The organism is Nakamurella leprariae (assembly GCF_016918035.1).
Classification (GTDB): Bacteria; Actinomycetota; Actinomycetes; order Mycobacteriales; family Nakamurellaceae; genus Nakamurella; species Nakamurella leprariae.
This window is the reverse complement of record NZ_JAERWK010000005.1, coordinates 207,263-228,186: the sequence shown is the minus strand read 5'-3', so window position 1 is coordinate 228,186 and position 20,924 is coordinate 207,263. Positions and strand designations below refer to the sequence as shown.

At 72.0% G+C, this 20,924-nt stretch carries 19 protein-coding genes; 13 read left to right on the top strand and 6 right to left on the bottom strand.

The annotated features are described in order from the left end of the window. Window positions 1-27: 27 nt before the first annotated feature. Window positions 28-2,472 (bottom strand): CaiB/BaiF CoA-transferase family protein, encoded by a 2,445-nt coding sequence (locus JL106_RS03950; RefSeq protein ID WP_205259363.1) that lies wholly within the window; start codon window positions 2,470-2,472, stop codon window positions 28-30. Window positions 2,473-2,653: 181 nt separating this feature from the next. On the opposite strand from JL106_RS03950, the gene JL106_RS21910 reads away from it, so the two are divergent. From JL106_RS21910 to JL106_RS03915, 7 genes are all read left to right on the top strand, one after another. Then, on the top strand, window positions 2,654-3,817 hold the full coding sequence (locus tag JL106_RS21910) for a helix-turn-helix domain-containing protein (RefSeq protein ID WP_205259362.1): 1,164 nt from the start codon (window positions 2,654-2,656) through the stop codon (window positions 3,815-3,817). Between the two features lie 178 nt (window positions 3,818-3,995). Continuing rightward, on the top strand, window positions 3,996-4,961 hold the full coding sequence (locus JL106_RS03940; protein WP_205259361.1) for an alpha/beta hydrolase: 966 nt from the start codon (window positions 3,996-3,998) through the stop codon (window positions 4,959-4,961). A 33-nt stretch (window positions 4,962-4,994) separates the two neighbouring features. Beyond that, window positions 4,995-6,641 (top strand): flavin-containing monooxygenase, encoded by a 1,647-nt coding sequence (locus JL106_RS03935; RefSeq protein WP_205259360.1) that lies wholly within the window; start codon window positions 4,995-4,997, stop codon window positions 6,639-6,641. 191 nt (window positions 6,642-6,832) lie between these two features. Beyond that, window positions 6,833-8,311 (top strand): NAD-dependent malic enzyme, encoded by a 1,479-nt coding sequence (locus JL106_RS03930; RefSeq protein ID WP_205259359.1) that lies wholly within the window; start codon window positions 6,833-6,835, stop codon window positions 8,309-8,311. Between the two features lie 53 nt (window positions 8,312-8,364). After that, window positions 8,365-8,802, top strand: a complete 438-nt coding sequence (moaC, locus tag JL106_RS03925) for a cyclic pyranopterin monophosphate synthase MoaC (RefSeq protein WP_205259427.1) — start codon at window positions 8,365-8,367, stop codon at window positions 8,800-8,802. Beyond that, the gene (locus JL106_RS03920; RefSeq protein WP_205259358.1) at window positions 8,799-9,320 is read left to right on the top strand and encodes a MogA/MoaB family molybdenum cofactor biosynthesis protein; all 522 of its coding nucleotides are present in this window, start codon (window positions 8,799-8,801) and stop codon (window positions 9,318-9,320) included. Before moaC ends, JL106_RS03920 begins: the two co-directional genes overlap by 4 nt. Further along, entirely contained in the window at window positions 9,320-9,742 is a 423-nt protein-coding gene (locus JL106_RS03915; protein ID WP_205259357.1) for a molybdenum cofactor biosynthesis protein MoaE, read from the top strand. Before JL106_RS03920 ends, JL106_RS03915 begins: the two co-directional genes overlap by 1 nt. 3 nt (window positions 9,743-9,745) lie before the next feature. On the opposite strand, the gene JL106_RS03910 is transcribed toward JL106_RS03915, so the two are convergent. Beyond that, the gene (locus JL106_RS03910) at window positions 9,746-10,135 is read right to left on the bottom strand and encodes a VOC family protein (RefSeq protein ID WP_205259356.1); all 390 of its coding nucleotides are present in this window, start codon (window positions 10,133-10,135) and stop codon (window positions 9,746-9,748) included. 815 nt (window positions 10,136-10,950) lie between these two features. Here JL106_RS03910 and JL106_RS22380 point away from each other — a divergent pair. From JL106_RS22380 to JL106_RS03885, 5 genes are all read left to right on the top strand, one after another. Beyond that, window positions 10,951-11,352, top strand: coding sequence for a helix-turn-helix domain-containing protein (locus JL106_RS22380; RefSeq protein WP_205259355.1), 402 nt, complete (start codon window positions 10,951-10,953; stop codon window positions 11,350-11,352). Further along, entirely contained in the window at window positions 11,349-11,849 is a 501-nt protein-coding gene (locus JL106_RS03900; RefSeq protein WP_205259354.1) for a hypothetical protein, read from the top strand. Before JL106_RS22380 ends, JL106_RS03900 begins: the two co-directional genes overlap by 4 nt. Window positions 11,850-12,164: 315 nt before the next feature. After that, complete coding sequence (locus JL106_RS03895) at window positions 12,165-12,395, top strand: helix-turn-helix domain-containing protein (protein ID WP_236006659.1); 231 nt, start codon at window positions 12,165-12,167, stop codon at window positions 12,393-12,395. After that, the gene (locus JL106_RS03890; protein ID WP_205259353.1) at window positions 12,388-14,187 is read left to right on the top strand and encodes an ABC transporter ATP-binding protein; all 1,800 of its coding nucleotides are present in this window, start codon (window positions 12,388-12,390) and stop codon (window positions 14,185-14,187) included. Before JL106_RS03895 ends, JL106_RS03890 begins: the two co-directional genes overlap by 8 nt. 92 nt (window positions 14,188-14,279) lie before the next feature. Further along, a complete protein-coding gene (locus JL106_RS03885; protein WP_205259352.1) occupies window positions 14,280-15,614 on the top strand; it encodes a reverse transcriptase family protein in 1,335 nt (444 codons plus the stop codon). An 89-nt stretch (window positions 15,615-15,703) separates the two neighbouring features. Here JL106_RS03885 and JL106_RS03880 read toward each other — a convergent pair whose 3' ends face one another. The 4 genes from JL106_RS03880 to JL106_RS03865 all read right to left on the bottom strand — a co-directional run bounded on the left by JL106_RS03880 (window position 15,704) and on the right by JL106_RS03865 (window position 19,600). Continuing rightward, a complete protein-coding gene (locus JL106_RS03880) occupies window positions 15,704-16,117 on the bottom strand; it encodes an organic hydroperoxide resistance protein (RefSeq protein ID WP_205259351.1) in 414 nt (137 codons plus the stop codon). Between the two features lie 28 nt (window positions 16,118-16,145). Further along, window positions 16,146-16,592, bottom strand: coding sequence for a MarR family winged helix-turn-helix transcriptional regulator (locus tag JL106_RS03875; RefSeq protein ID WP_205259350.1), 447 nt, complete (start codon window positions 16,590-16,592; stop codon window positions 16,146-16,148). A 75-nt stretch (window positions 16,593-16,667) separates the two neighbouring features. Then, window positions 16,668-18,080 (bottom strand): metallopeptidase TldD-related protein, encoded by a 1,413-nt coding sequence (locus JL106_RS03870; protein WP_205259349.1) that lies wholly within the window; start codon window positions 18,078-18,080, stop codon window positions 16,668-16,670. Further along, window positions 18,077-19,600, bottom strand: coding sequence for a TldD/PmbA family protein (locus tag JL106_RS03865; protein ID WP_328841238.1), 1,524 nt, complete (start codon window positions 19,598-19,600; stop codon window positions 18,077-18,079). The genes JL106_RS03870 and JL106_RS03865 overlap by 4 nt, the downstream gene beginning before the upstream one ends. Before the next feature lie 102 nt (window positions 19,601-19,702). Between JL106_RS03865 and JL106_RS03860 the strand changes: the two genes are divergently transcribed. Continuing rightward, complete coding sequence (locus JL106_RS03860; RefSeq protein ID WP_328841236.1) at window positions 19,703-20,869, top strand: RtcB family protein; 1,167 nt, start codon at window positions 19,703-19,705, stop codon at window positions 20,867-20,869. The last annotated feature ends 55 nt before the right edge of the window (window positions 20,870-20,924 follow it).

Genomic DNA, 20,924 nt, shown 5'->3' with positions numbered 1-20,924 from the left:
GATCCGCCGGGCGACCCGCAGGCTCGGTCATCGGGCGGCCACCGGCTGGATGAACGACTCCTCGAGCGTGCCGTCGGTGAGCAGGGTGTCGATCTCGTCGTCGCCGAGGCCGAGCAGGTCGGTGGCGATCTCGCGGGTGTGCTCGCCCTGCACCGGAGCGGCGCGCCACTCCGGGACGGGCACCTCGCGGAAGCGGGCCTCGGCGCCGTGGGTGGGTAGGGGATCGGCGAACTGGGGTTGCGGGAGCCGGTCGAACGCCTGCCGGACGGCCAGATGGTCGTCGGTGAGCAGGTCCGGGACCCGGACCAGATTGCCGGCGGGAATCCCTGCCGTCTGCAGGATCTCGGCCGCCTCGACGGCCGGGCGAGTGGCGGTCCAGGCCGCCAGCTCCGCCCGCAGTCGGTCCCGGGCCTGCACCCGCCCGGCCGCGGTGGCCAGAGAGGGGTCGGTGAGCCACTCGGGGCGACCGATGGTCCGGGCCACCGCGGCGAACTGGTCGTCGCCCCGGACGTCGACGACCACCCAGTCGTCGTCCCCGGCGGCAGGGACGATGCCGCGCGGCGCGTCCAGCAGCCGGTCGTTGCCCTCGGCCCGGATGGTCCCGGGCTGCACCGACTCGGCGACCAGCCGGTCGCCCATGGCGTTGAAGATGGCGTCGACCTGGGCGGTCCCGACCTGGCCGCCGCGGCCGGTGCGTTCCCGCCGCAGCAGCAGCGCGGTGACCGCGATCGCGTTGAGCCGGCCCACCACATGGTCGGGGAAGATCGTGATGGCGTCGCTGAACGAACCCTCGATGTCCGGGTAACGCCACTGCAGGCTCAGCCCGGCGCTGGCCCGGACCAGCGGGCCGTAGCCCATCCGGCGGCTCCACGGCCCGACGTTGCCGAACGCGCTGCTCTCGGACAGCACGATCCGCGGGTTGATGGCGGTCAGCGCCTCCAGGTCGAAGCCCAGCTTGGCCAGGGTGCCCGGCTTGAAGTTGGTGAGCACCACGTCGGCCTGCTCGACCAGCCGGGTGAACAGGGCGCGGCCCCGTTCGGAGCGCAGGTCCAGGCCGAGGCTGCGCTTGTTGCGGTGGCCCCAGGCGAAGCCGTGGGTCATCTGTGAGCCGTCATGGGCCTGTCGGCTGCCGTCCGGGAACGCGGTGCTCTCGATCTTGATGACGTCGGCGCCGTGGTCGGCGAACAGCCGGCCCAGTTCGGCGCCCACCACGATGACCCCCAGGTCGAGCACCCGGAGCCCCTCGAACGGCCGGGTACCGGCGGTCGCCGCCGGGGCGGTGAGCCGGGTGGCCCGGTCCGGCGACGGGAGCGGCGTGCCGACCGTGGGTGCCGGGCGGCGGATGTCGAGGTGGACGCCGTCGAGCTCGTACAGGCCGGTCGGTGCGGTCACCGTCAGGCCCGGCTCCAGCTCGGTGGTCGTGAACGAGCCGGACTCGCGGTAGGCGTCGGTCTCCAGCACCTCCTGCACCGACAGCAGCGCGGCGGTGGGCACGCCGAACGCCTGACCCTGCTCCACCGCCTCGGCCCGGGTGAGTGGGGCGACCATCGCGCCGATCAGCGGGTAGAGCCGGTCGGCGGCACCGAACCGGATCACGCCGTTGTCGTACTTGGGGTCGGCGAACTCGGCGGGTTCGCCCAGCCAGCGGAACATCCCCCGCCACTGCCGGGCGGACAGCACGCAGAAGCGGACCCACCCGTCGGCCGCCGGGAAGATCGGGTAGAGGTGCCTGGCGTCGGGCCGGCCCCGCGGCAGGTCCAGGCCCGGCCGTCCGGCCCGGGCGCTGCCGGCGGAACCGAGGCCGGGATCGAGGATCTGGATCAGTGCCTCGGACACCGAGAAGTCAGCGAAGTCGCCCTGCCCGGTGCGGGCGGCGTGCCAGAACGCCAGCATGATCACCCAGGCCGCCTGGGCCGAGGCGGCCTGGTAGGCCAGGAACTCCGGCGGCAGCAACGGGCTGGGCACCTCGGGCAGGCCGGATCTCGAGAGCACCGTGCTCAGGGCCGCGTGCACGTCCGCGGTCCCGAGCCAGCCGGAACGCGGCCCGGCCGCGCCGAAGTCGCGCAGCGACACGGTGACCAGCTCGGCGTTCAGGGCCCGGAGTGAGTCCGGGTCGAGTCCGCGTGCGTGGGCCGCTGCCGGTGGATCGTCGTGGACGAAGACATCGGCCGTGGCCAGCACCTGGTGCAGCCGGGCCAGGTCGGCGGGGTCGTCCAGATCGGCCGTACCGCCGACCTTGTTGGCGTTGCGGAGCGCGAAGGTCACGTCGTGGCCGTCGACGACCATCCCGGTGCCGCGGGCGGAGGACCCGGCCGGGGGCTCGATGCGGATCACCTCGGCGCCGAGGTCGGCCAGGATCCGGGTGGCGCCCTGCAACGGGCCGTCGACCGCGTCGACGATCCGCAGGCCGGTCAACGGCAGGTCGGGGCCGCCGCGCGGGGCAGCACGGTCGGCGCTGGGCGGCTGCGTCATCGCATCCTCCTGTGGACGGCATCGGCCACGAACGAACTGCGGCACCCGGAGGCGCCCGAGGACACGCTACTTCCCGACGCCAGGCGTCCGGAAGTGGGTGGGCGGGGCGGAGGACGGCGGGGGTCGTCCGTGCCGACCCGGCCGCACGGCAAGATCCGCAACTCCGCGTACCCTTCGCCGGGTGAGCGACGTCGCCACCAGCACCGCCAACGACGGCGGTGCGGCCGCAGGGGCCCTCGAGGGCGGAGCCGTGCCGCCGACCGCCGATCAGGTGTTGACCGTGGTGCACGCCTTCGACCGCGTCCTGCACGAGTCGCCGCGGCTCGACGCCGTGCTGGTCCGCGGCGCGCGGATCGCCGGCGGACCGGTCGGGATCCGCTCGGCATCGCGGCGCGTGCGCCGGTGGTGCGAGCCCGGGCGGCCCCCCGAGGACGGTGATCCACCGGCCGGGGCGACCGTGGTCACCACCGCCTCGGGCGACGAGGTCTGGATGCTCGACCGCCCCGAGGCGTCGGCCGGGCTGCCGGTCGCCGTGGTGCTGGACCGGCTGGCCGTGACCTGCAGCATCGTGCTGGACGACCTGGCCCGCCGGGTCGACGACCAGGACGAGGCCGCGCTGGTGGCCGCCATCCTGACCGACGGGCAGGACGCCACCTTCCGGGCGGCCGCGCTGCGCGCGCTGCGGCTACCGGCGGCGTCGTCGTTCCGGGTGCTGGCCATGCTCGGGCCGGCGGCGGCGGTCGACGAGGTCGTCCGTCAGCTCGGGGGCAGCAGCGCCGGGGTGCGGGTCGGCCGTGAGGCGCGGGCGTGGTTGGTGGTGACGCCCGGAGAGCTGCCGCCCGACCTGGGGGTCCCGATCGGCGCCCGACTCGGCTTCAGTGCGCCGTTCCCGGCGTCCGCGTTGGCCGCGGCGGCCCGGCAGGCTCGGCTGGGCATGCGCTACTCGTTGCCCAGTCCGCGGCCGCGCGGCCCGTACACCGCCGACGAGGCGGTCGCGGTGGACGCCGCGGCGATGGGCGGCGGGTTCCAGCTGCTGGCCGAGCAACTGACCGCCGACGCGATCAACCGGGTCCCGGAGGTACAGGTGCTGGACCGGCTCGCCGCCGAGACCGAGGGCCGCGCCATGCTGCGCACGCTCGAGGTGGTTGCGGCCACCGAGTCGTTCCGCCGGGCCGCCGCGCACCTGCACCTGCACCACAACTCGGTCGGTCACCGCACGGCGCGGGCGGAGCGCCTGCTCGGCTTCTCGGTGAACACGCCGTACGGCCGGTTCCGGCTGATGCTCGCGCTGGTCATGCAGCGCCTGCGGGACTTCTCCGAGGGCGAGGCGGACAGCTCCGGCTGACCGCCCGTTCGTTCGACCAGTGCATTGGGCAATTGGCGACCAGCACCGCTGAGTCTGCGCCAGCTGCACCGTGACTGCGCTCACAGGTCGTCGCACCCTGATGAACGGTCGGTCGCGCCACCTGGCGACCGCCTGCACGCACGCACGGCACCGTTGCCGGATCAGGAGGACTCCACCGATGGCGTTGGACGAAGCGACGACCGCCCTGCTGGCCCAGATGGCTGCGCTCGGTGGGCAGCCGCTGCACCAGATGCAGCCGGCCGAGGCGCGGGCGATGCCCGTGCCTCCCGGGCCCGCCGGGCCGGAGATGGTCCGCGTCGAGCAGGACACCCTGCCCACCGCCGACGGCAGTTCGTTCCGGGTCCGCACCCTGGTGCCCACCGAGTCCCCGGCCGGGATCTTCGTCTACATCCACGGCGGCGGCTGGGTGCTCGGCGACATCGACCGGTACGACACCGTCGGCCGCCGACTCGCCGCCGGCACCAACTGTGCGGTGGTGATGGTCGACTACCGCAAGGCCCCGGAGGCGCCGTTCCCGGCGGCGGTCGAGGACAGCTGGCAGGCGCTGCGCTGGGCCGCCGACTCGATGGAGCGGATCGCCGGTCGGCAGGTCCCGCTGATCGTCGGCGGCGACAGCGCCGGCGGGAACCTCAGCGCGGTCATGACGCTGCGGGCCCGGGACGCCGGCGGTCCGCAGATCGACCTGCAGGTGCTGATCTACCCGGTGACCGATGCCGATCTGGACACCGCGTCCTACCTCGACCCGCAGAACCAGCTGATGCTCTCCAAGGAGACGATGATCTGGTTCTGGGACCACTACGCCGACACCACCCAGCGGTTCAGCCTGGACGCCGCGCCGCTGCGGGCCGAGTCCCTGGCCGGGCTGCCGCCGACCATCAGCCTGGTCGCCGAGCACGACGTGCTGCGGTCCGAGGGCGAGGCCTATGCCGCCGCGCTCGAGGCGGCCGGCGTGACCGTCGAGCACCGCATGTTCGAGGGCCAGATGCACGGCTTCTTCCAGATGGTCGACGTGCTGCCCGGCGCCGGTGCCGGCATGCAGTACGTCGTCGACGGCGTCAACCGTCACCTCGGCCGGACCCCCGACTCCACCACCGCCCCGACCGCCGCCGCGTCGGCCGGCTGAGCGCGCCCCACTGACTTCCAGGACGGATCGACGATGACCCAGACCTTGAACCTGCCCGGCCAGCACGAGCACGCCGGCGAGGAGCCCACCGCGCGCTACGACGTGGCCGTGCTGGGCGCCGGTTTCGCCGGCATGTACATGCTGCACACCCTGCGTCAGCAGGGCTGGAACGTCCATGTCTACGAGACCGGCGACGACGTCGGCGGCACCTGGTACTGGAACCGGTACCCGGGTGCCCGCTGCGACATCGAGAGCCTGTACTACAGCTACTCGTTCGACGAGGAGATCCAGCAGACCTGGGAGTGGTCGGAGAAGTACGCGCCGCAGCCCGAGCTGCTGCAGTACGCCGGTTGGGTGGCCGACCGGCTCGACCTGCGCCGGGACATCTCGTTCAACACCACCGTGGAGCACGCGGTGTGGGACGAGGACGCCACCGAGTGGGTGCTCGAGACCAACGGCGGTGACGTCATCCGCAGCCGCTACCTGGTCACCGCGGTGGGATGCCTGTCGGCGGCCCGGGTCCCGGACTTCCCGGGCCTGGAGCACTACCAGGGCAAGCAGTACCACACCAGCAAGTGGCCGCACGAGGGCGTGGACTTCACCGGCCAGCGGGTCGCGGTGATCGGCACCGGATCGTCCGGCATCCAGTCGATCCCGCTCATCGCCGAGCAGGCGTCCCAGCTGACCGTGTTCCAGCGGACCCCGAACTTCAGCATCCCGGCGCACAACCGGACGCTGGACCCGGCCGAGGTCGCCCGGGTCAAGGCCGACTACCCGTCGATCCGCGCCGAGCTCCGGCTGACCGCCGGCGGCATGATCGTCAAGAACCCGCCGACCAAGGCGGCGCTCGAGACCCCCGAGGACGAACGCCGGCAGGAGTTCGACTCGCGCTGGGCCGAGGGTGGTCTGACCTTCCTGGGTGGCTTCACCGACACCTCGGTGGACGAGACCGCCAACGCCATCGCGGCCGAGTACGTGCGGGAGCGGATCCGCGACATCGTCAAGGACCCGCAGACCGCCGATCTGCTGAGCCCGAAGGACTACCCGATCGGCGCCAAGCGGCTCTGCGTGGACACCGGTTACTACGACACGTTCAACCGTGACCACGTCCGGCTGGTCGACCTGCGCTCGCAGCCGATCGAGGAGATCACCGCGACCGGCATCCGGGCCGGGGACGAGGAGATGGAGTTCGACGCCATCGTCTTCGCTACCGGATTCGACGCGATGACCGGACCGCTGCTGAAGATCGACATCCGCGGCGTCGACGGCGTGGCGCTCAAGGACAAGTGGGCGGCCGGGCCGCGCACCTACCTGGGGGTGTCCACTGCCGGGTTCCCGAACCTGTTCATGATCACCGGCCCGGGCAGCCCGTCGGTGCTGTCCAACATGCTGGTCTCGATCGAGCAGCACGTGGAGTGGATCTCCGACCACCTGAACCACCTGCGGGACCACGACCTGCAGCGGTCCGAGGCCGAAGTCCCGGCCGAGGACGACTGGGTGCAGCACGTCAACGACGTGGCGTCGGTGACCCTGATGAACAAGGCGGCGTCCTGGTACCGCGGCGCCAACATCCCCGGCAAGCCGCGCATCTTCATGCCGTACGTCGGCGGTGTCGGCAACTACCGGGTGCACTGCCAGAAGATCGCCGACTCGGGCTACCAGGGGTTCGTGCACTCCTGACCGTCCGGCGTCACCCTCGTCCCCGCGCGTTCCCGACCGGGCGGTCGACCCGCCCGGCGGGAACGCGCGACTATCGTCTGCTGCGGCAAAGGCGCGCGGAACCGGTGACGGTTCGTCGGCTCGCCCGCACGTGGTGACGGGCCCTCGGGCTCGCGCCCGGGCGCCGCGGACGAGGCGAGGAGTGGTGGGCAATGGCGTTACCGGGTCCCGGGTACTCGATCACGATGCGGGTGGAGGCGCCCCCGTCGGCGTCGGCCGCCGGTGACCTGACCACTGCGGTCGGGCAGGCCGGCGGGGTCATCACCGCGTTCGACGTGGTCGAGTCGACGGCCGGGCGGATGGTGGTCGACCTCTCGGCCAACGCCCTGTCCGCGGAGCACGCGGAACAGCTGACCGCCGCGGTGGACGCCCTGGGCGACGTGCACGTCCGGAAGGTCTCGGACCGGACGTTCCTGGTGCACCTGGGCGGCAAGATCGAGATCTCCTCGAAGGTGCCGCTGCGCAACCGCGACGACCTGTCCCGGGCGTACACGCCCGGCGTGGCCCGGGTGTGCCAGGCCATCGCCAAGAACCCGGAGGACGCGCGCCGGTTGACCATCAAGCGCAACACCGTCGCGGTGGTCACCGACGGCACCGCAGTGCTCGGACTGGGCAACATCGGCCCGGCCGCGGCGCTGCCGGTGATGGAGGGCAAGGCCGCGCTGTTCAAGAAGTTCGCCGGCGTGGACGCCTGGCCGGTGTGCCTGGACACCACCGACACCGAGGAGATCATCCGCACCGTGGAGCTGCTGGCCCCGGTGTACGGCGGCATCAATCTGGAGGACATCGCCGCCCCGCGGTGCTTCGAGATCGAGGCGCGGCTGCGGGAGCGGCTGGACATACCGGTGTTCCACGACGACCAGCACGGCACCGCGATCGTCGTCGTCGCGGCCCTGCGCAACGCGCTGCGCGTGGTCGGCAAGGACATCACCGACTGCCGGATCGTCGTCTCCGGGGTCGGCGCCGCCGGCAACGCCATCATCCGGCTGCTGCTGCACCAGCGCCCGGCCGAGATCGTCGCGGTCGACATCAAGGGCATCGTCTGGGAGGGCCGGCCGGGCATGGACCCGAACCTGGCCGACGTGGCCGCGCGGACCAACCGGGCCAAGCAGCAGGGCACCATCCACGACGCGATCGTCGGGGCGGACGTGTTCATCGGGGTGTCCGCGCCGAACATCATCACCGGCGCCGACGTGGCCGCGATGGCTGACGACGCGGTGGTCTTCGCGCTGGCCAACCCGGATCCGGAGATCGACCCACTGGAGGCCCAGGCGCACGCCGCGGTGGTGGCCACCGGGCGGTCGGACTTCCCGAACCAGATCAACAACGTGCTGGCGTTCCCCGGGGTGTTCCGCGGGCTGCTGGACGCGCAGGCCCACGTGATCACCGACGACATGCTGGTGGCCGCGGCCGAGGCGATCGCCGACGTCGTCGCACCGGACCAGCTGAACGCGTCCTACATCGTGCCGAGCGTGTTCGACGAGCAGGTGTCCCCGGCCGTGGCCCGGGCCATCGTGGCCACCTGCAGCCCCACCCCGCGGGCCGGCGGCGCCAAGGCCTCGGCTGCCGGAGTGCACGGTGCGGCCGCCGGCTTCGCGCCGGACGACGCGGACCCGACGGCAGGGGTGTGAGCGTGGCCGGCGATCCGGAGCTCACGCACGTCGACGCGGCGGGTGCGGCCCGCATGGTCGACGTGGGGGGCAAGGCGGTCACCGACCGGCGGGCGGTCGCCTCGGCGGTGGTGCGCACCACCGCCGAGGTGGTCGACCTGCTGCGTCGGGACGGCCTGCCCAAGGGTGACGCCCTGGCCACGGCCCGGATCGCCGGCATCATGGCCGCCAAGCGCACCCCGGACCTGATCCCGCTCTGCCACCCGATCGCGGTGTCCGGCGTGACGATCGATCTCGAGCCGGGCCTCGACACGGTGGCCATCCGGGCGACGGTGAAGACCAGTGACCGGACCGGGGTGGAGATGGAGGCGCTCACCGCCGCCGCGGTGGCCGGCCTCACCCTGCACGACATGATCAAGGCGGTCGACCCGGCCGCGGTGCTCGACGCGGTCCGGGTGGAATCCAAGGACGGCGGCAAGACGGGGACCTGGACGCGGCCGGTGGACCGATGAGCGCGCCGGAACCGGAAGCCGTGACCGCCCGGACCGCGGTGGTGATCATCGCCTCGACCCGCGCGGCGACCGGGGTCTACCCGGACCGGACCGGGCCGGTGATGGTGGCCTGGCTGCGCGAGCGCGGGTTCGTGGTCGACGAGCCGGTGGTGGTGCCGGACGGGCCGGAACTGGGGGAGGCGCTGACCGGCGCGCTCGTCTCGGGTGTGCAGCTGGTGCTGACCTCCGGTGGGACGGGGCTGTCGCCGACCGACGTGACCCCGCAGCTGACCGCGCCGTTGCTGGACCACGAGATCCCTGGCCTGGCCGACGCCGTCCGCCGGGCCGGCTCGGACACGGTCCCGACCGCGGTCCTCTCCCGCGGCCTGGCCGGGGTGGCCGGCCGCACGCTGGTGCTGAACCTGCCGGGATCCACCGGAGGGGTGCGCGACGGGCTGGGCGTGCTCGACGGCGTGCTGGACCACGCGCTGGACCAGCTGGCCGGCGGCGGCGACCACCGTCCCGGTGGGGGCGTGTGATGGGCCGCGTCGTGCTCACCGGGGTCGGGTCCGAGTTGCTGGATGCGGCCGCGCACGTGGCCGCCGTGCAGGACGCGACCGCCGGCGCGGTGGTGTCGTTCCTGGGCGTGGTGCGGGACCACGACGACGGCCGGTCGGTGACCGAACTGGACTACGAGTCGCATCCCACCGCCGCGGCCGTGGTGGCGGAGGTGGCGGCCGAGATCGCCGACCGGCCCGGCATCGTCGCGGTCGCCGTCTCGCACCGGGTGGGCACGCTGCGCATCGGTGACGTCGCGCTGGCCGCGGCCGTGTCGTCCGCGCACCGGGCCGAGGCGTTCGCCGCCTGCAGCGACCTGGTCGACGAGGTGAAGCGCCGGCTCCCGGTGTGGAAGCGCCAGGTCTTCACCGACGGCAGCGACGAGTGGGTCGGGTCGGCCTGAGGTTCAGGCCGGCGGCTCCGCCGGCGGGTGCTCGGCCACGCAGAACAGGTTGCCCTCCGGGTCGGCCAGCGTGGTCCACCGCACCCACGGGACCTCCCCGAGCACGTCCCAGCGATGGGTCGCGCCCATCTTGATCAACCGCTCCACCTCCCGGGTCCGGCTGCCCCACGGCACGTCCAGGTCGAGGTGCTGGGCCTGGTGCTCCGGCCGCGGCTCGCTGCGCGGCTGGAAGAACATGGAGAAGCCGCCGGGCCGGCCCTGCAGGAAGGCGGTGCCCGCCGGGCCGGGCGAGACCTCGCCGCCCACGGCCGCCTGCCAGAACCCGGCCAGGGCCACCGGATCGTCCGCGTCCAGGTTGACGGCGCCGAGCGTGATCGTGGGGGAGTCGGTCATGCGGGCAGGGTAGGCAGCGGTACCGACACCGGGCCTGGTCGGGGCGGGGCGGTTCGTGTCAGGGTGATCGGGTCAGCGGCGGCGGCGAGGACGCCGGGCCGGCCCGGTCCGCCGGGCCGATGCCGGAGCCTCCGGGGCAACCCCGGGGCCAGCAGGTCGAGCACCGCAGCGCACCGCAGGCCGGACGACAGGCTCCACCTCTGTCGCGGCCCGCACAGGCGAGCAGGTCGTCGTCGCCGCTGACTCCGCGGGCGACTAGGTCGTGTCGAGTCCCGGCTTCGACCTGCGCAAATGGGCGAAGGCGATCACCCGATGGGCCTATCTAGCCGTGACGAGCCTGTGCTTGCCGTTGGGCGAAGTAGAGTCGCAGATCACGTTAGAGGCATACAGCTTGCGACAGTGGCGGTGACGAGCTTAAGTTATGGCTAACGACGACGAGGTCGTAGAGCTTGCTGTCGGCGATGCCGGCAGGGTCCTTGGCGCTAGGAGAACAGATGGCAGCTGCCCTGCGCTGGATTTCTTGGAGCGACTCGATGATCGGCCTCAGGCACAGTTCCGCGCCCGACTCGAGTTGCTGGTTGATAAGGGGTTCCTACGAACACCTGAGCAGTTTCGACGACTTCTTGTTTCGGGGGTTCCAGTTGTCTGGGAAGTAAAGGCTCCGCACGGTCCGGGCTGGAGGCTGTACCTAATCGCTGCGCCAGCCGCCTCCGCGGAGCGGCGTTGGGTCGCGACACACGGGGCTAGGAAGCCGAAGGACAAGCAAGTTCCAAAGCAAGTCGAGCTCGCGCGCACCATATTTGGAGAGTGGATCAATGGCTGACTGGTTCCGGGGCACCCCTCGATCTGAATCGCTTCTCGCTGAGGAGCGGATGGCCTTGGGTGCCGTGGAGCTAATCTCTGAGGCCATGGCGCGGTCGGGCGTGAGTCAAGCTGCGCTCGCGCGCAGACTCAACGTCTCTGCCTCCGAAGTATCGCAGCGACTCAGCGGGAAGAGGAACTTATCCATTAAGTCGTTCGCCGCAATGTTGCACGCTCTCGGGTACGAACTCAGTGCGCATCTTGTGACACATCGCCCCTCGTTCACAGCCCAAGTGCAGTCTTTGCGGCCTCAGCAGCGGCGCCTAGATTGGCCGATGCCGGCCGATCAGGCGTATCGATCTCGCGAATTGACGAAGGTTGGAGTCCATCAACTGAGTGACGCACGCGCCTCATGAAGCTGACCGTCGCCGAACTCCGTAGCCGGGCATCCGCTGTCTTGGACCAACTGCAAGACATGACTGACGTACGACTCGTGTCCATGAGCTGCGAAGCCGAACAACCGATCGACTTTGGCCCTTTCGAGGTCTCCACGGCCCTCAGCGTTCGGTCTCCGGCTGAGGACTCGGCGCGAGAGGTGTACGTCTTCTCAAAGTATGTGGTGCAGGCTAGGTCGGTCCAAGATGACGACTCCATCGAGGAGGCGCGACCTGTAGCTTGGCGAGTGGAGCTTGAGATGGTCGGCACTTGGGGGCGCCGGGGCGGAAATTCAGCTTTGCTCGACAGTGCAGATCTGACCTGCTTCGCCGTCTTGGTGGGGGCGATGGCCCTCCATCCCTACGCGCGGGAAACCGTCCAGTCAACGGTTGGACGCCTTGGATTCCCGCCGTTTACGATGGATATTCTGCATAGCATCGACGGCGGCTCGGGCGAAGTCGAGATCGACGTAGATTAGTCAAGTTAAGCGGTCCAGTAGGCGCGTTGCGGAATTGCACTGACTCGCTGGGTGACGAAACGATTCAGGCCCGCGTAAGACTGCCGCGGGCGGCGACTCAAGGCAGCCTTGGGCCGACAGGGCGAGCACCGCAGGCCGGACGACAGGCTCCACCTCTGTCGCGGCCCGCACAGGCGAGCAGGTCGTCGTCGCCGCTGACCCGAGATCGGGATTCCCGTGAGCTGACGCGTGTCAACTTGTGTTGACGCGCCCGTCGACGCCTGGGTACCGTGGTTGTCAACACTGGTTGACAACCACGGACCGAGGGAGGCGCCGATGAGCGTCAGACCGCTGGACGACCTCGCCGTCGACGCCATGAGTGACGACCCGGTGACCGCGTTGCGGGCCATCCGATTGATCCACGTGGAGTTGTCGCGGTTGGAGGCGGTGGCGGTGCGGCGGGCCCGGACCGCGGGCCTGCCGTGGGCGGGGATCGCCGACGCCCTCGGCGTCACCCGACAGGCCGTGCACCGCAAGCACGGTGGGTCGAGGTTCTCCCGTGACTGACACCGTGTCCGACCCGAAGACCACGTCGCCGGACGAGACCGGCTCCACCGAACCGCAGCTCGAGCCGGCGCCGCTGCGCAGTCTGATCGGCTTCCTGGGCGAGCACCGCCGGGTGCTGGTCGTCGTCGTGCTGCTGTCGTTGATCGGCGCGGGACTGACGCTGCTGCAACCACTCATGATCAACCGGATCATCGCGTCGGTGGGCGGCGAAGGTTCGCTGGCCGCGGCCGCGACCCTGCTCATCGCCGTGGTGCTGGCCTCCTCGGTGGTCGGGGCGGTGCAGCAGTTCCTGCTGGAGCGGACCGCCGAGGGGCTGGTGCTGTCCGCCCGTCGACGGCTGGTCACCCATCTGCTGCGGCTGCCGATCCGGGTGTACGACACTCGGCGGGCCGGCGATCTGGTGTCCCGGGTCGGGTCGGACACCACCATGGTCCGCACCGCGTTGACCGGCGGTCTGGTCGACGCCCTCGGTGGCGCACTGGTCTTCGTCGGGTCGCTGGTGGCCATGGTGCTCATCGACCCGGTGCTGCTGGGCATCACCCTGGGCGTGGTGAGCATCGCCGCGGTGAGCGTCATCGTGGCCTCGGGGCGGATCCAGCGGCTGAGCCGGTCGGCGCAGGACGCGGTCGGGCGGTTGGCCTCCGGGGTGGAACGGGCGGTGTCGGCCGTCCGGACGATCCGGGCCGCCGGGGCCACCGACCGGGAGGTGGACCGGCTCTCGAACGAGGCGCAGGACGCCTATGGGTTCGGCGTCCGCGTGGCCCGCATCGGCGCGATCCTGTGGCCGATCAGCGGTCTCGCCGTCCAGGGCTCGTTCCTGGCCGTCCTGGGCGTCGGCGGCTACCGGGTCGCCAACGGCTCGCTGAGCGTCGCCGACCTGATCACCTTCATCCTGTTCCTGTTCATGATGGTGATGCCGCTCGGGCAGTTCTTCGCCGCGATCACCACGGTGCGCGCCGCGCTCGGTGCGCTGGCCCGGATCGACGAGATCCTGGCGGTCGCACCGGAGGCGGACCGCGACCCGGCCCGGCGCGCCGACCCTCGGCCCGCCCCGGGTGGCGGCGGCATCGGCGTCGAGTTCCGGGATGTCGAGTTCGCCTACCGACCGGACCGGCCCGTCCTCGCCGGGGTGTCGTTCGCGGTGCCGCCCGGGTCGACCACGGCGGTGGTGGGTCCGTCCGGCGCCGGGAAGTCCACCGTGCTGGCGCTCATCGAGCGGTTCTACGAGCCGACGGGCGGGGCGATCCGGCTGGACGGCGTCGACGTCCGCGACCTGCCGCGCAGCGTGGTGCGGTCCCGGATCGGCTACGTCGAGCAGGACGCCCCGGTGCTGGCCGGGACCATCCGCGACAACGTGGTCCTGGCCGCGCCGGACGTGGGCGACGCGCGGTGCCGTGAGGTGCTCGCGGCGGTCGACCTGCTGCACCGGGTCGACGCCCACCCCGACGGACTCGATGCCGTCCTCGGCGACGCCGGAGCCGGGCTCTCCGGCGGGGAGCGCCAACGGCTGGCCATCGCCCGGGCGCTGGTCACCGACGCCCCGCTGCTGCTGCTCGACGAACCCACGGCCAGCCTGGACTCGGTGACCGAACAGGCGCTCACCGCGGCCATCCATTCCGTGAGCTCGCGGCGAACGGTGATGATCGTGGCCCACCGGTTGGCCACCGTGATCGAGGCCGACCAGATCGTGGTGATGGACGCCGGGCGGGTGGTCGCCGCCGGACGGCACGCCGAGCTGCTGGCCACGTCCGAGCTCTACCGGCAGCTGGCCGAGCATCAGTTGCTGGCCTGAGGCTGGGTGGTGATCACGGTGGTGACGGCGATCGTGGTGAGCCGTTAGCCTGCCGCTGATCATCTTCAGCCGTGCGACGAGGCGGAGGCGCGATGCGGAGCGAGCATGCTGTCGCGCTGGCGGACGCGCTGCTGACCGGCCCGTGGGACGCCGGCCGGATGGTTGCGCGCGCTCGGCTGGTGTTCGCGCCGGTGCCGGTGGAACTGGCGCACGTCGTGGACGTGGTGCTCGCCGCCCATCCCACGCCGCCGGTGGACGCGCCGCGCTCGTTGCAGCACCTGCTGCTCGGCCTCCCGCTCAGCGCGCCGGTGCCGGTGGTCGCCGAGGGGGCACCGCTCCTACCGACCCCGCGGATCCGGGTGGTCCGCCGGTTGCTGTTCACCACCTCGATGGTCGGCAGCCGGTTCCCGCTGCCGCGGGTCGACGACGTGGCGGCGCTGGCCGAGCGCCTCGGGCTCACGGTGGGCGAGCTCGACTGGTTCGGCGACCGGCGTGGCTGGCAGCGCCGGGAGCCGCGGAGCGTGCTGCAGCACTACCGGTTCCGCTGGCTGAGCCGTCCGGGCCGGACACCGCGGCTGCTGGAGGCACCGCGCCCGCGGCTCAAGGCCCTGCAGCGCCAGGTGCTCGACGAACTGCTCGCGCCGGTGGCGGTGCACCCGGCCGTGCACGGGTTCGTGGCCGGGCGATCGGTGCTCACCGGCGCCGCCGTGCACGCCGGGCGGGACACGGTGATCACCCTGGACCTGGAGCAGTTCTTCGCCGGGCTGACCGCGTCCCGGGTGGCCGGGGTGCTGCGATCGGCCGGCTACCCGGAGGCGGTGAGCTGGGCGCTCACCACGCTGGTCTGCTCCACCGTGCCGATGGCCGTGCTGCGGGCCATGCCCGGCGCCGAGGCGGGCGGTGAGCGGTTCCGGTTGCGGCGTCGGCTGGCCGCGCCGCACCTGCCGCAGGGTGCCCCGACGTCGCCACACCTGGCCAATCTGGCCGCGTTCGGGATGGACCGGCGGCTCACCGCGCTGGCGCGCCGGTTCGGCGCCGACTACACGCGGTACGCGGACGACCTGACCTTCTCCGGGGCGCCTTCACTGGGACGGGCCGCGGACCGGCTGATCGGGACGGTCGCCAGAATTGCCACCGCCGAGGGCTTCTCGATCAATCCGGCCAAGACCCGGGTCCGGCGGGCGTGGCAGCGGCAACGCGTCACCGGAGTGGTCGTCAACGATCGTCCGGCGGTGGCCCGGGACGAGGTCGACGCGCTGCGGGCGACCCTGTTCAACTGCGTCCGGTTCGGCCCGGTGAGCCAGAACCGTTCCGGCGTCCAGGACTTCCGCGCGCACCTGCTCGGGCGGATCGCCTGGGTGGCGTCCACGGACGCGCGCCGGGGCGAGCGGCTGCGAGCACTGGCCGACCGGATCGACTGGAACTGACGCGTCGATCGTGGCCCGGACATGACCGAACCCCGCCGGGTGGCTGGACGTCGGCGGGGGCCCGGGACTGGAGACGGACAGGCGATCCGTCAGGCCACCACGGTGTCGAGCTCGACCTCGATGTTGCCGCGGGTGGCGTTGGAGTAGGGGCAGACCTCGTGGGCCTTGGCCACCAGCGTGTCGGCGGTCTCCTGGTCGACGCCGCTCATCTCCACGTGCAGGGCCACCGCGAGGCCGAAGCCGCCCGTCGGCAGGGTGCCGATGCTGACGTCCGCGGTCACCGCGGTGTCGGCGACGGGGGCCTTATGGGCCGAGGCGACGTGCTTGAGCGCGCTGTGGAAGCAGGCGGCGTAGCCGACGGCGAACAGCTGCTCCGGGTTGGTGCCGGGCCGGTTGGAGCCGGGGCTGGCCAGATCGACGTCCAGCACGCCGTCCGAGCTGCGGCCGTGGCCGTTGCGGCCGTCGCCGGTCGCGGTGGCGGAGGCGGTGTAGAAGGTGTCCATCAAGGTCTCCTCGTGAGTTCGGGGCAGCTCAGGCGGACGCCGGTTCGGGTGACCGGCGCAGGTTGTGGGTCAGGGAGTGCAGCCCGGACAGCAGGGCCATGCCGTCGTCGACGGTCAGTCGGGTACACGCGACGATCTCCCGCCGCACGTGCTCGGTCTCGGCCCGCATGGCCCGGCCCTGCTCGGTGAGCGCGACCTCGACGACCCGTCCGTCCCGCGCGGACCGGCTGCGGATGACCAGGCCGGCGTCCTGCAGTCGGCGGAGCAGCGGGCTCAGGGTGCCGGAGTCGAGATCGAGCACGCCGCCGAGGTCGGACACCGTCTGCGGCGACCGGTCCCACAGCGCCATCAGCAACACGTACTGCGGGTAGGTCAGCCCGTGCGGCTGGAGCATCGACCGGTAGGCGCCGGTGAAGGCGTGGGCGGCGCGGTACACCGCGACACAGAGCTGGTGATCGAGCAGGGCGTCGGACACAGATGAAGAGTTGCACACAATTCAGTTGCGCACAACCTATTTGTCGGTCCTTCCGTGTGGACGGGACAGCAGGGGTCACTGGGCCTGGGACACCGACGACATGTTGAAGTCGCGGACGAGCATCGGCGGCATGGCGGTGCGGGTGAACCAGTCCGACCATTCGCGCGAGAGGGTCGGCACGGTGGCGCCGACCGCCTCGGCCTGCCGCAACACGTCCAGCGGTGACATGTTGAACCGGTAGTTCGGGGTCGCGCCGACCACCTCGCCGCCCTCGACCAGGAACACGCCGTCCCGGGTGACGCCGGTGGTCAGCATGGTCTGCGGGTCGACCTCGCGCAGGTACCACTGACTGGTGACCAGCAGGCCGCGGTCCATCCCGGCGACCAGGTCGAGCACGTCGCGGCCGTCCTGGCCGCCGGTGAGGGCCAGGTTGCCGGCGAACGGGCTGGCCGCACCGCCGAACTCGGCCGCGTCGGCCCGGGAGCGGATCAGTCCGGAGAGCACACCGTCGCGCAGGAACTCCAGACGACCGATCGGGGCGCCGTTGTCGAACACCGAGACGTCGTCCGAGGAGGCGGTGGCGGTGAGGAACGGCGCGGTCGGGTGTGTCGGGTCGGCCGGGTCCGCGGCCAGCGTGAGCGGCAGCCCGGTGAGGCGCTCGCCGAGCCGGGTGGCGCCACCTTGCGCCGAGAACGCCGACCGGCCCTCGTGTGCGGCCCGGGCGCCGGCGCCCCAGGCCAGCAGGATGAGGAAGTCGGCCACCGCGGTCGGTGGTAGGGCGGTGTCGTAGCGGCCGGCGGGCAGGTCGACCGTGCGCCGAGCCCACTCCAGGCGACGGTCCAGATCGACCGCCATGGCGGCGATGTCGATGCCGGTCATCTCCGGCGCGGACACGCCGGCCCAGGACGAGCGGGTCAGATCGGCTGACTTGGCGTTCAGTTCGACGGTGCCGGTGGGCTGCACCCAGCGGACCCGCACGCCGGTGGAGGTGCCCAGGTACACGGTGTGTTGCTCGTGCCGGGCGAAGCCGTAGAGGATCCGGTCGGCCCTGCGGGCCGTGTCGAACGCTTGGCGCAGGGTGGGCAGGAGTCCGGTGAACGCGTCGAACGACGTGTGCTCCGGCGGGAGGTCGAAATCCTGTGCGCCGGCGGCGTCCTCGGGTCGGATGAGCGGCTGCTCGTCGCGGGCGCGGCCGGATCCGGCGGCGTCCCGGGCGGCCCGGTGCGTGGCCACGACCACCTCGGTGACCGAGTCGGAGGCGCCGGCCGCGTCGCGCGCCGCGGCCACGGTGCCGACGGCGCCGTCCACGACGGCGACCACCCACCAGTCCAGTGCGGTGGACATGCCGTTGGTGGTGGCCGTGTTGTTGGCCCAGCGCAGGTTGGCCTGGCTGGACGGCTGCACGACGACGATGCACTCGCCGGGCTCGGTCGCGGCCGCGGCCAGCGCAGCCTCGACCAGCTGCTGGGGCGTCGAGATGTGGCTCATGCGCCGGCCTCCCGGACCGTGTTGAGCACCGAGATGCCGCGGAACCGGGCCACCGGGCAGCCGTGCGAGACGGCCGCCGTCTGCCCGGGCTGGCCCTTGCCGCAGTTGAACGCCCCGCCCAGCAGGTAGGTGCTCGGGTTGCCGACCGCGTCCATCGCACCCCAGAAGTCCGTGGTGGTCGCCTGGTAGGCGACATCCCGCACCTGGCCCTCGATGCGGCCGTTGCGGATGCGGTGGAACCGTTGACCGGTGAACTGGAAGTTGTAGCGCTGCATGTCGATCGACCACGACTTGTCGCCGACGACGTAGATGCCGTCCTCGACGTCGGCGACCAGGTCGTCCAGCGTCCCGCCGGCCGGATCCGGTTGCAGGCTCACGTTGGCCATGCGCTGGATCGGCACGTTGGACGGGGAATCGGCGAAGGCGCAGCCGTTGGACCGCTCCAGACCGAGCCGGTGGGCGAACACCCGGTCGAGCTGGTAGCCGGTGAGGATGCCGCCGCTGACCAGGTCCCAGCGCTGAGCGGCGACCCCGTCGTCGTCGTACCCGACGGTGGCCAGGCCGTGCGGCACGGTCCGGTCGCCGGTGACGTGCATGACCGGCGACCCGTACTTGAGCGTGCCCAGCCCGTCCGGGGTGGCGAAGGAGGTGCCCGCGTAGGCCGCCTCGTAGCCGATGGCGCGGTCGTACTCGGTCGCGTGGCCGATGGACTCGTGGATGGTCAGCCACAGGTTGGTCGGGTCGATGACGAGGTCGTACCGGCCCGGCTCGATCGACGGGGCCTTGAGCTTCTCGGCCAGTTGCCCCGGCATCCGGGCCAGTTCGCCGTCGAAGTCCCACGTCCCGTCGGTCAGGTACTCCCAGCCGCGGCCGACCGGCGGGGCCAGGCTGGTCATGTCCTCGAACGATCCGGCGGCGGTGTCGACGGTGATCGCGGTGAACTCGGGCTGCATCCGGACCCGCTGCTGCCAGATGGTGCTGCCGGCCGTGTCGGCGTAGAACTTCTGCTCCTTGACCAGCTCGACGCCGATCGCGGTGTGGTCGACGCCGTCGCCGGCCAGCAGCCGCTCCGAGCGGTCGAGCAGCAGGCCGATCCGGTCGGCCACCGGCACCGCGAACGGATCGATCCGGTAATCGCTGCACCAGCGGGCGCCTGCGTGCACCGGCTCGTCCGCCCGCTCCACCCGCTCGCCGCCCAGCGCGGCCACCGCCCGGGCCACCGCCACCGCCTGGCGCGCCGTCCGAGCGGCCGCGTCGGCCGTCGGTTCGTCGGAGGCGGCGAAGCCCCAACTGCCGCCGGCGATCACGCGGACCGCGTACCCGCTGGTCACCGCCTCGCTGGAGCGCTGCAGGGCGTGGTCGCGGACCATGATGTCGGCGCCGCGGATGCGTTCGAAGCGGAAGTCGGCGTGCTCGGCGCCGGCGGCCGTCGCAGCGGCCAGGGCCGCGTCGGCCAGTGCGGTCAGCGGCAGGGCCAGGAAGTCGGCGTCCACGTCGGGACAGGAGATCGAGCCGGTCACCCGGCCAAGCTTAGGCACGCGGAAATCCACTGGCGGTCGTCGGGACGATGGTCAGGCCGTCGGGAACCGCCCGGCGGCAGGACAGGGAGAGCGGGCACCACCGTGGAGCGCATCAACGACAGGCTGCTGAACTGGGCGTCCGTGCTGGAGCCGGCGACCCGCGAGCAGGCGCTGCGCACCGTGTCCATGCCGTTCATCCGCCCGCACCTGGCCCTGATGCCGGACGCGCACCTGGGCAAGGGGGCGACCGTCGGTTCGGTCATCCCGACGTCCGAGGCGATCATCCCGGCCGCGGTCGGGGTGGACATCGGCTGCGGCATGATCGCCGTCCGCACCGGCTTCACCGTCGACGAGTTCACCGGTGACCTGGCCCGGCTGCGGACGTCCATCGAGCGGGCCATCCCGCTGTCGGCCGGCGTGGCCAACCGGACGATCCTGCCGACCGCCGAGCCGCGGATCGCGGAGCTGGCCGAGGCGGCGGACGCGGCCGGCTTCAATCCGGCGCACGCCAAGCGGGAGTGGGCGCTGCAGCTGGGCACCCTCGGGTCGGGGAACCACTTCATCGAGGTGACCCGGGACGAACTGGGTCGGGTGTGGCTGTTCCTGCACTCGGGCTCCCGGGGCGTCGGGAACCGGATCGCGCAGCGGCACATCCTCGTCGCGCAGCAGCAGAGCGCGGCCCGGGGGGACCGGTTGCCCGACCGGGATCTCGCCTGGTTGCAGGAGGGCACGGCCGAGTTCGACGCCTACATCGCCGAGCTCCGGTGGGCGCAGCGGTACGCGCTGCTCAACCGGGAGGAGATGATGGACCGGCTGATCGGCTGCGTGCAGGACTGGATCGGCGCGCCGGTGGCCGAGGCGGAGCGGATCAACTGCCACCACAACTTCACCGAGCTCGAGGAGCACTTCGGTGAGCGGTTGTGGGTGTCCCGCAAGGGTGCCATCGAGGCGCGGCTCGGGCAGCCAGGCCTCATCCCCGGGTCGATGGGCACCGCGTCGTACGTGGTGAGCGGGCTGGGCAACGAGCTGTCGCTGCACTCCTCGCCGCACGGCGCGGGGCGGCGGCTGTCCCGGAACGCGGCCCGGCGGTCGTTCAGCCTGGCGGACCTGCGGAAGGCCATGGTCGGCATCGAGTACCGGGACACCGAGGCATTCCTGGACGAGATCCCGGCCGCGTACAAGGACATCGACCAGGTCATGGCCGACGCCGCCGATCTGGTCGAGATCCGGCACACGCTGCGGCAGATCGTGAACGTCAAGGGCGACTGAGTCCAGCACGCGGACAGCGCCGCGGTTCCCACCCCAGAGTGGGAACCGCGGCGCT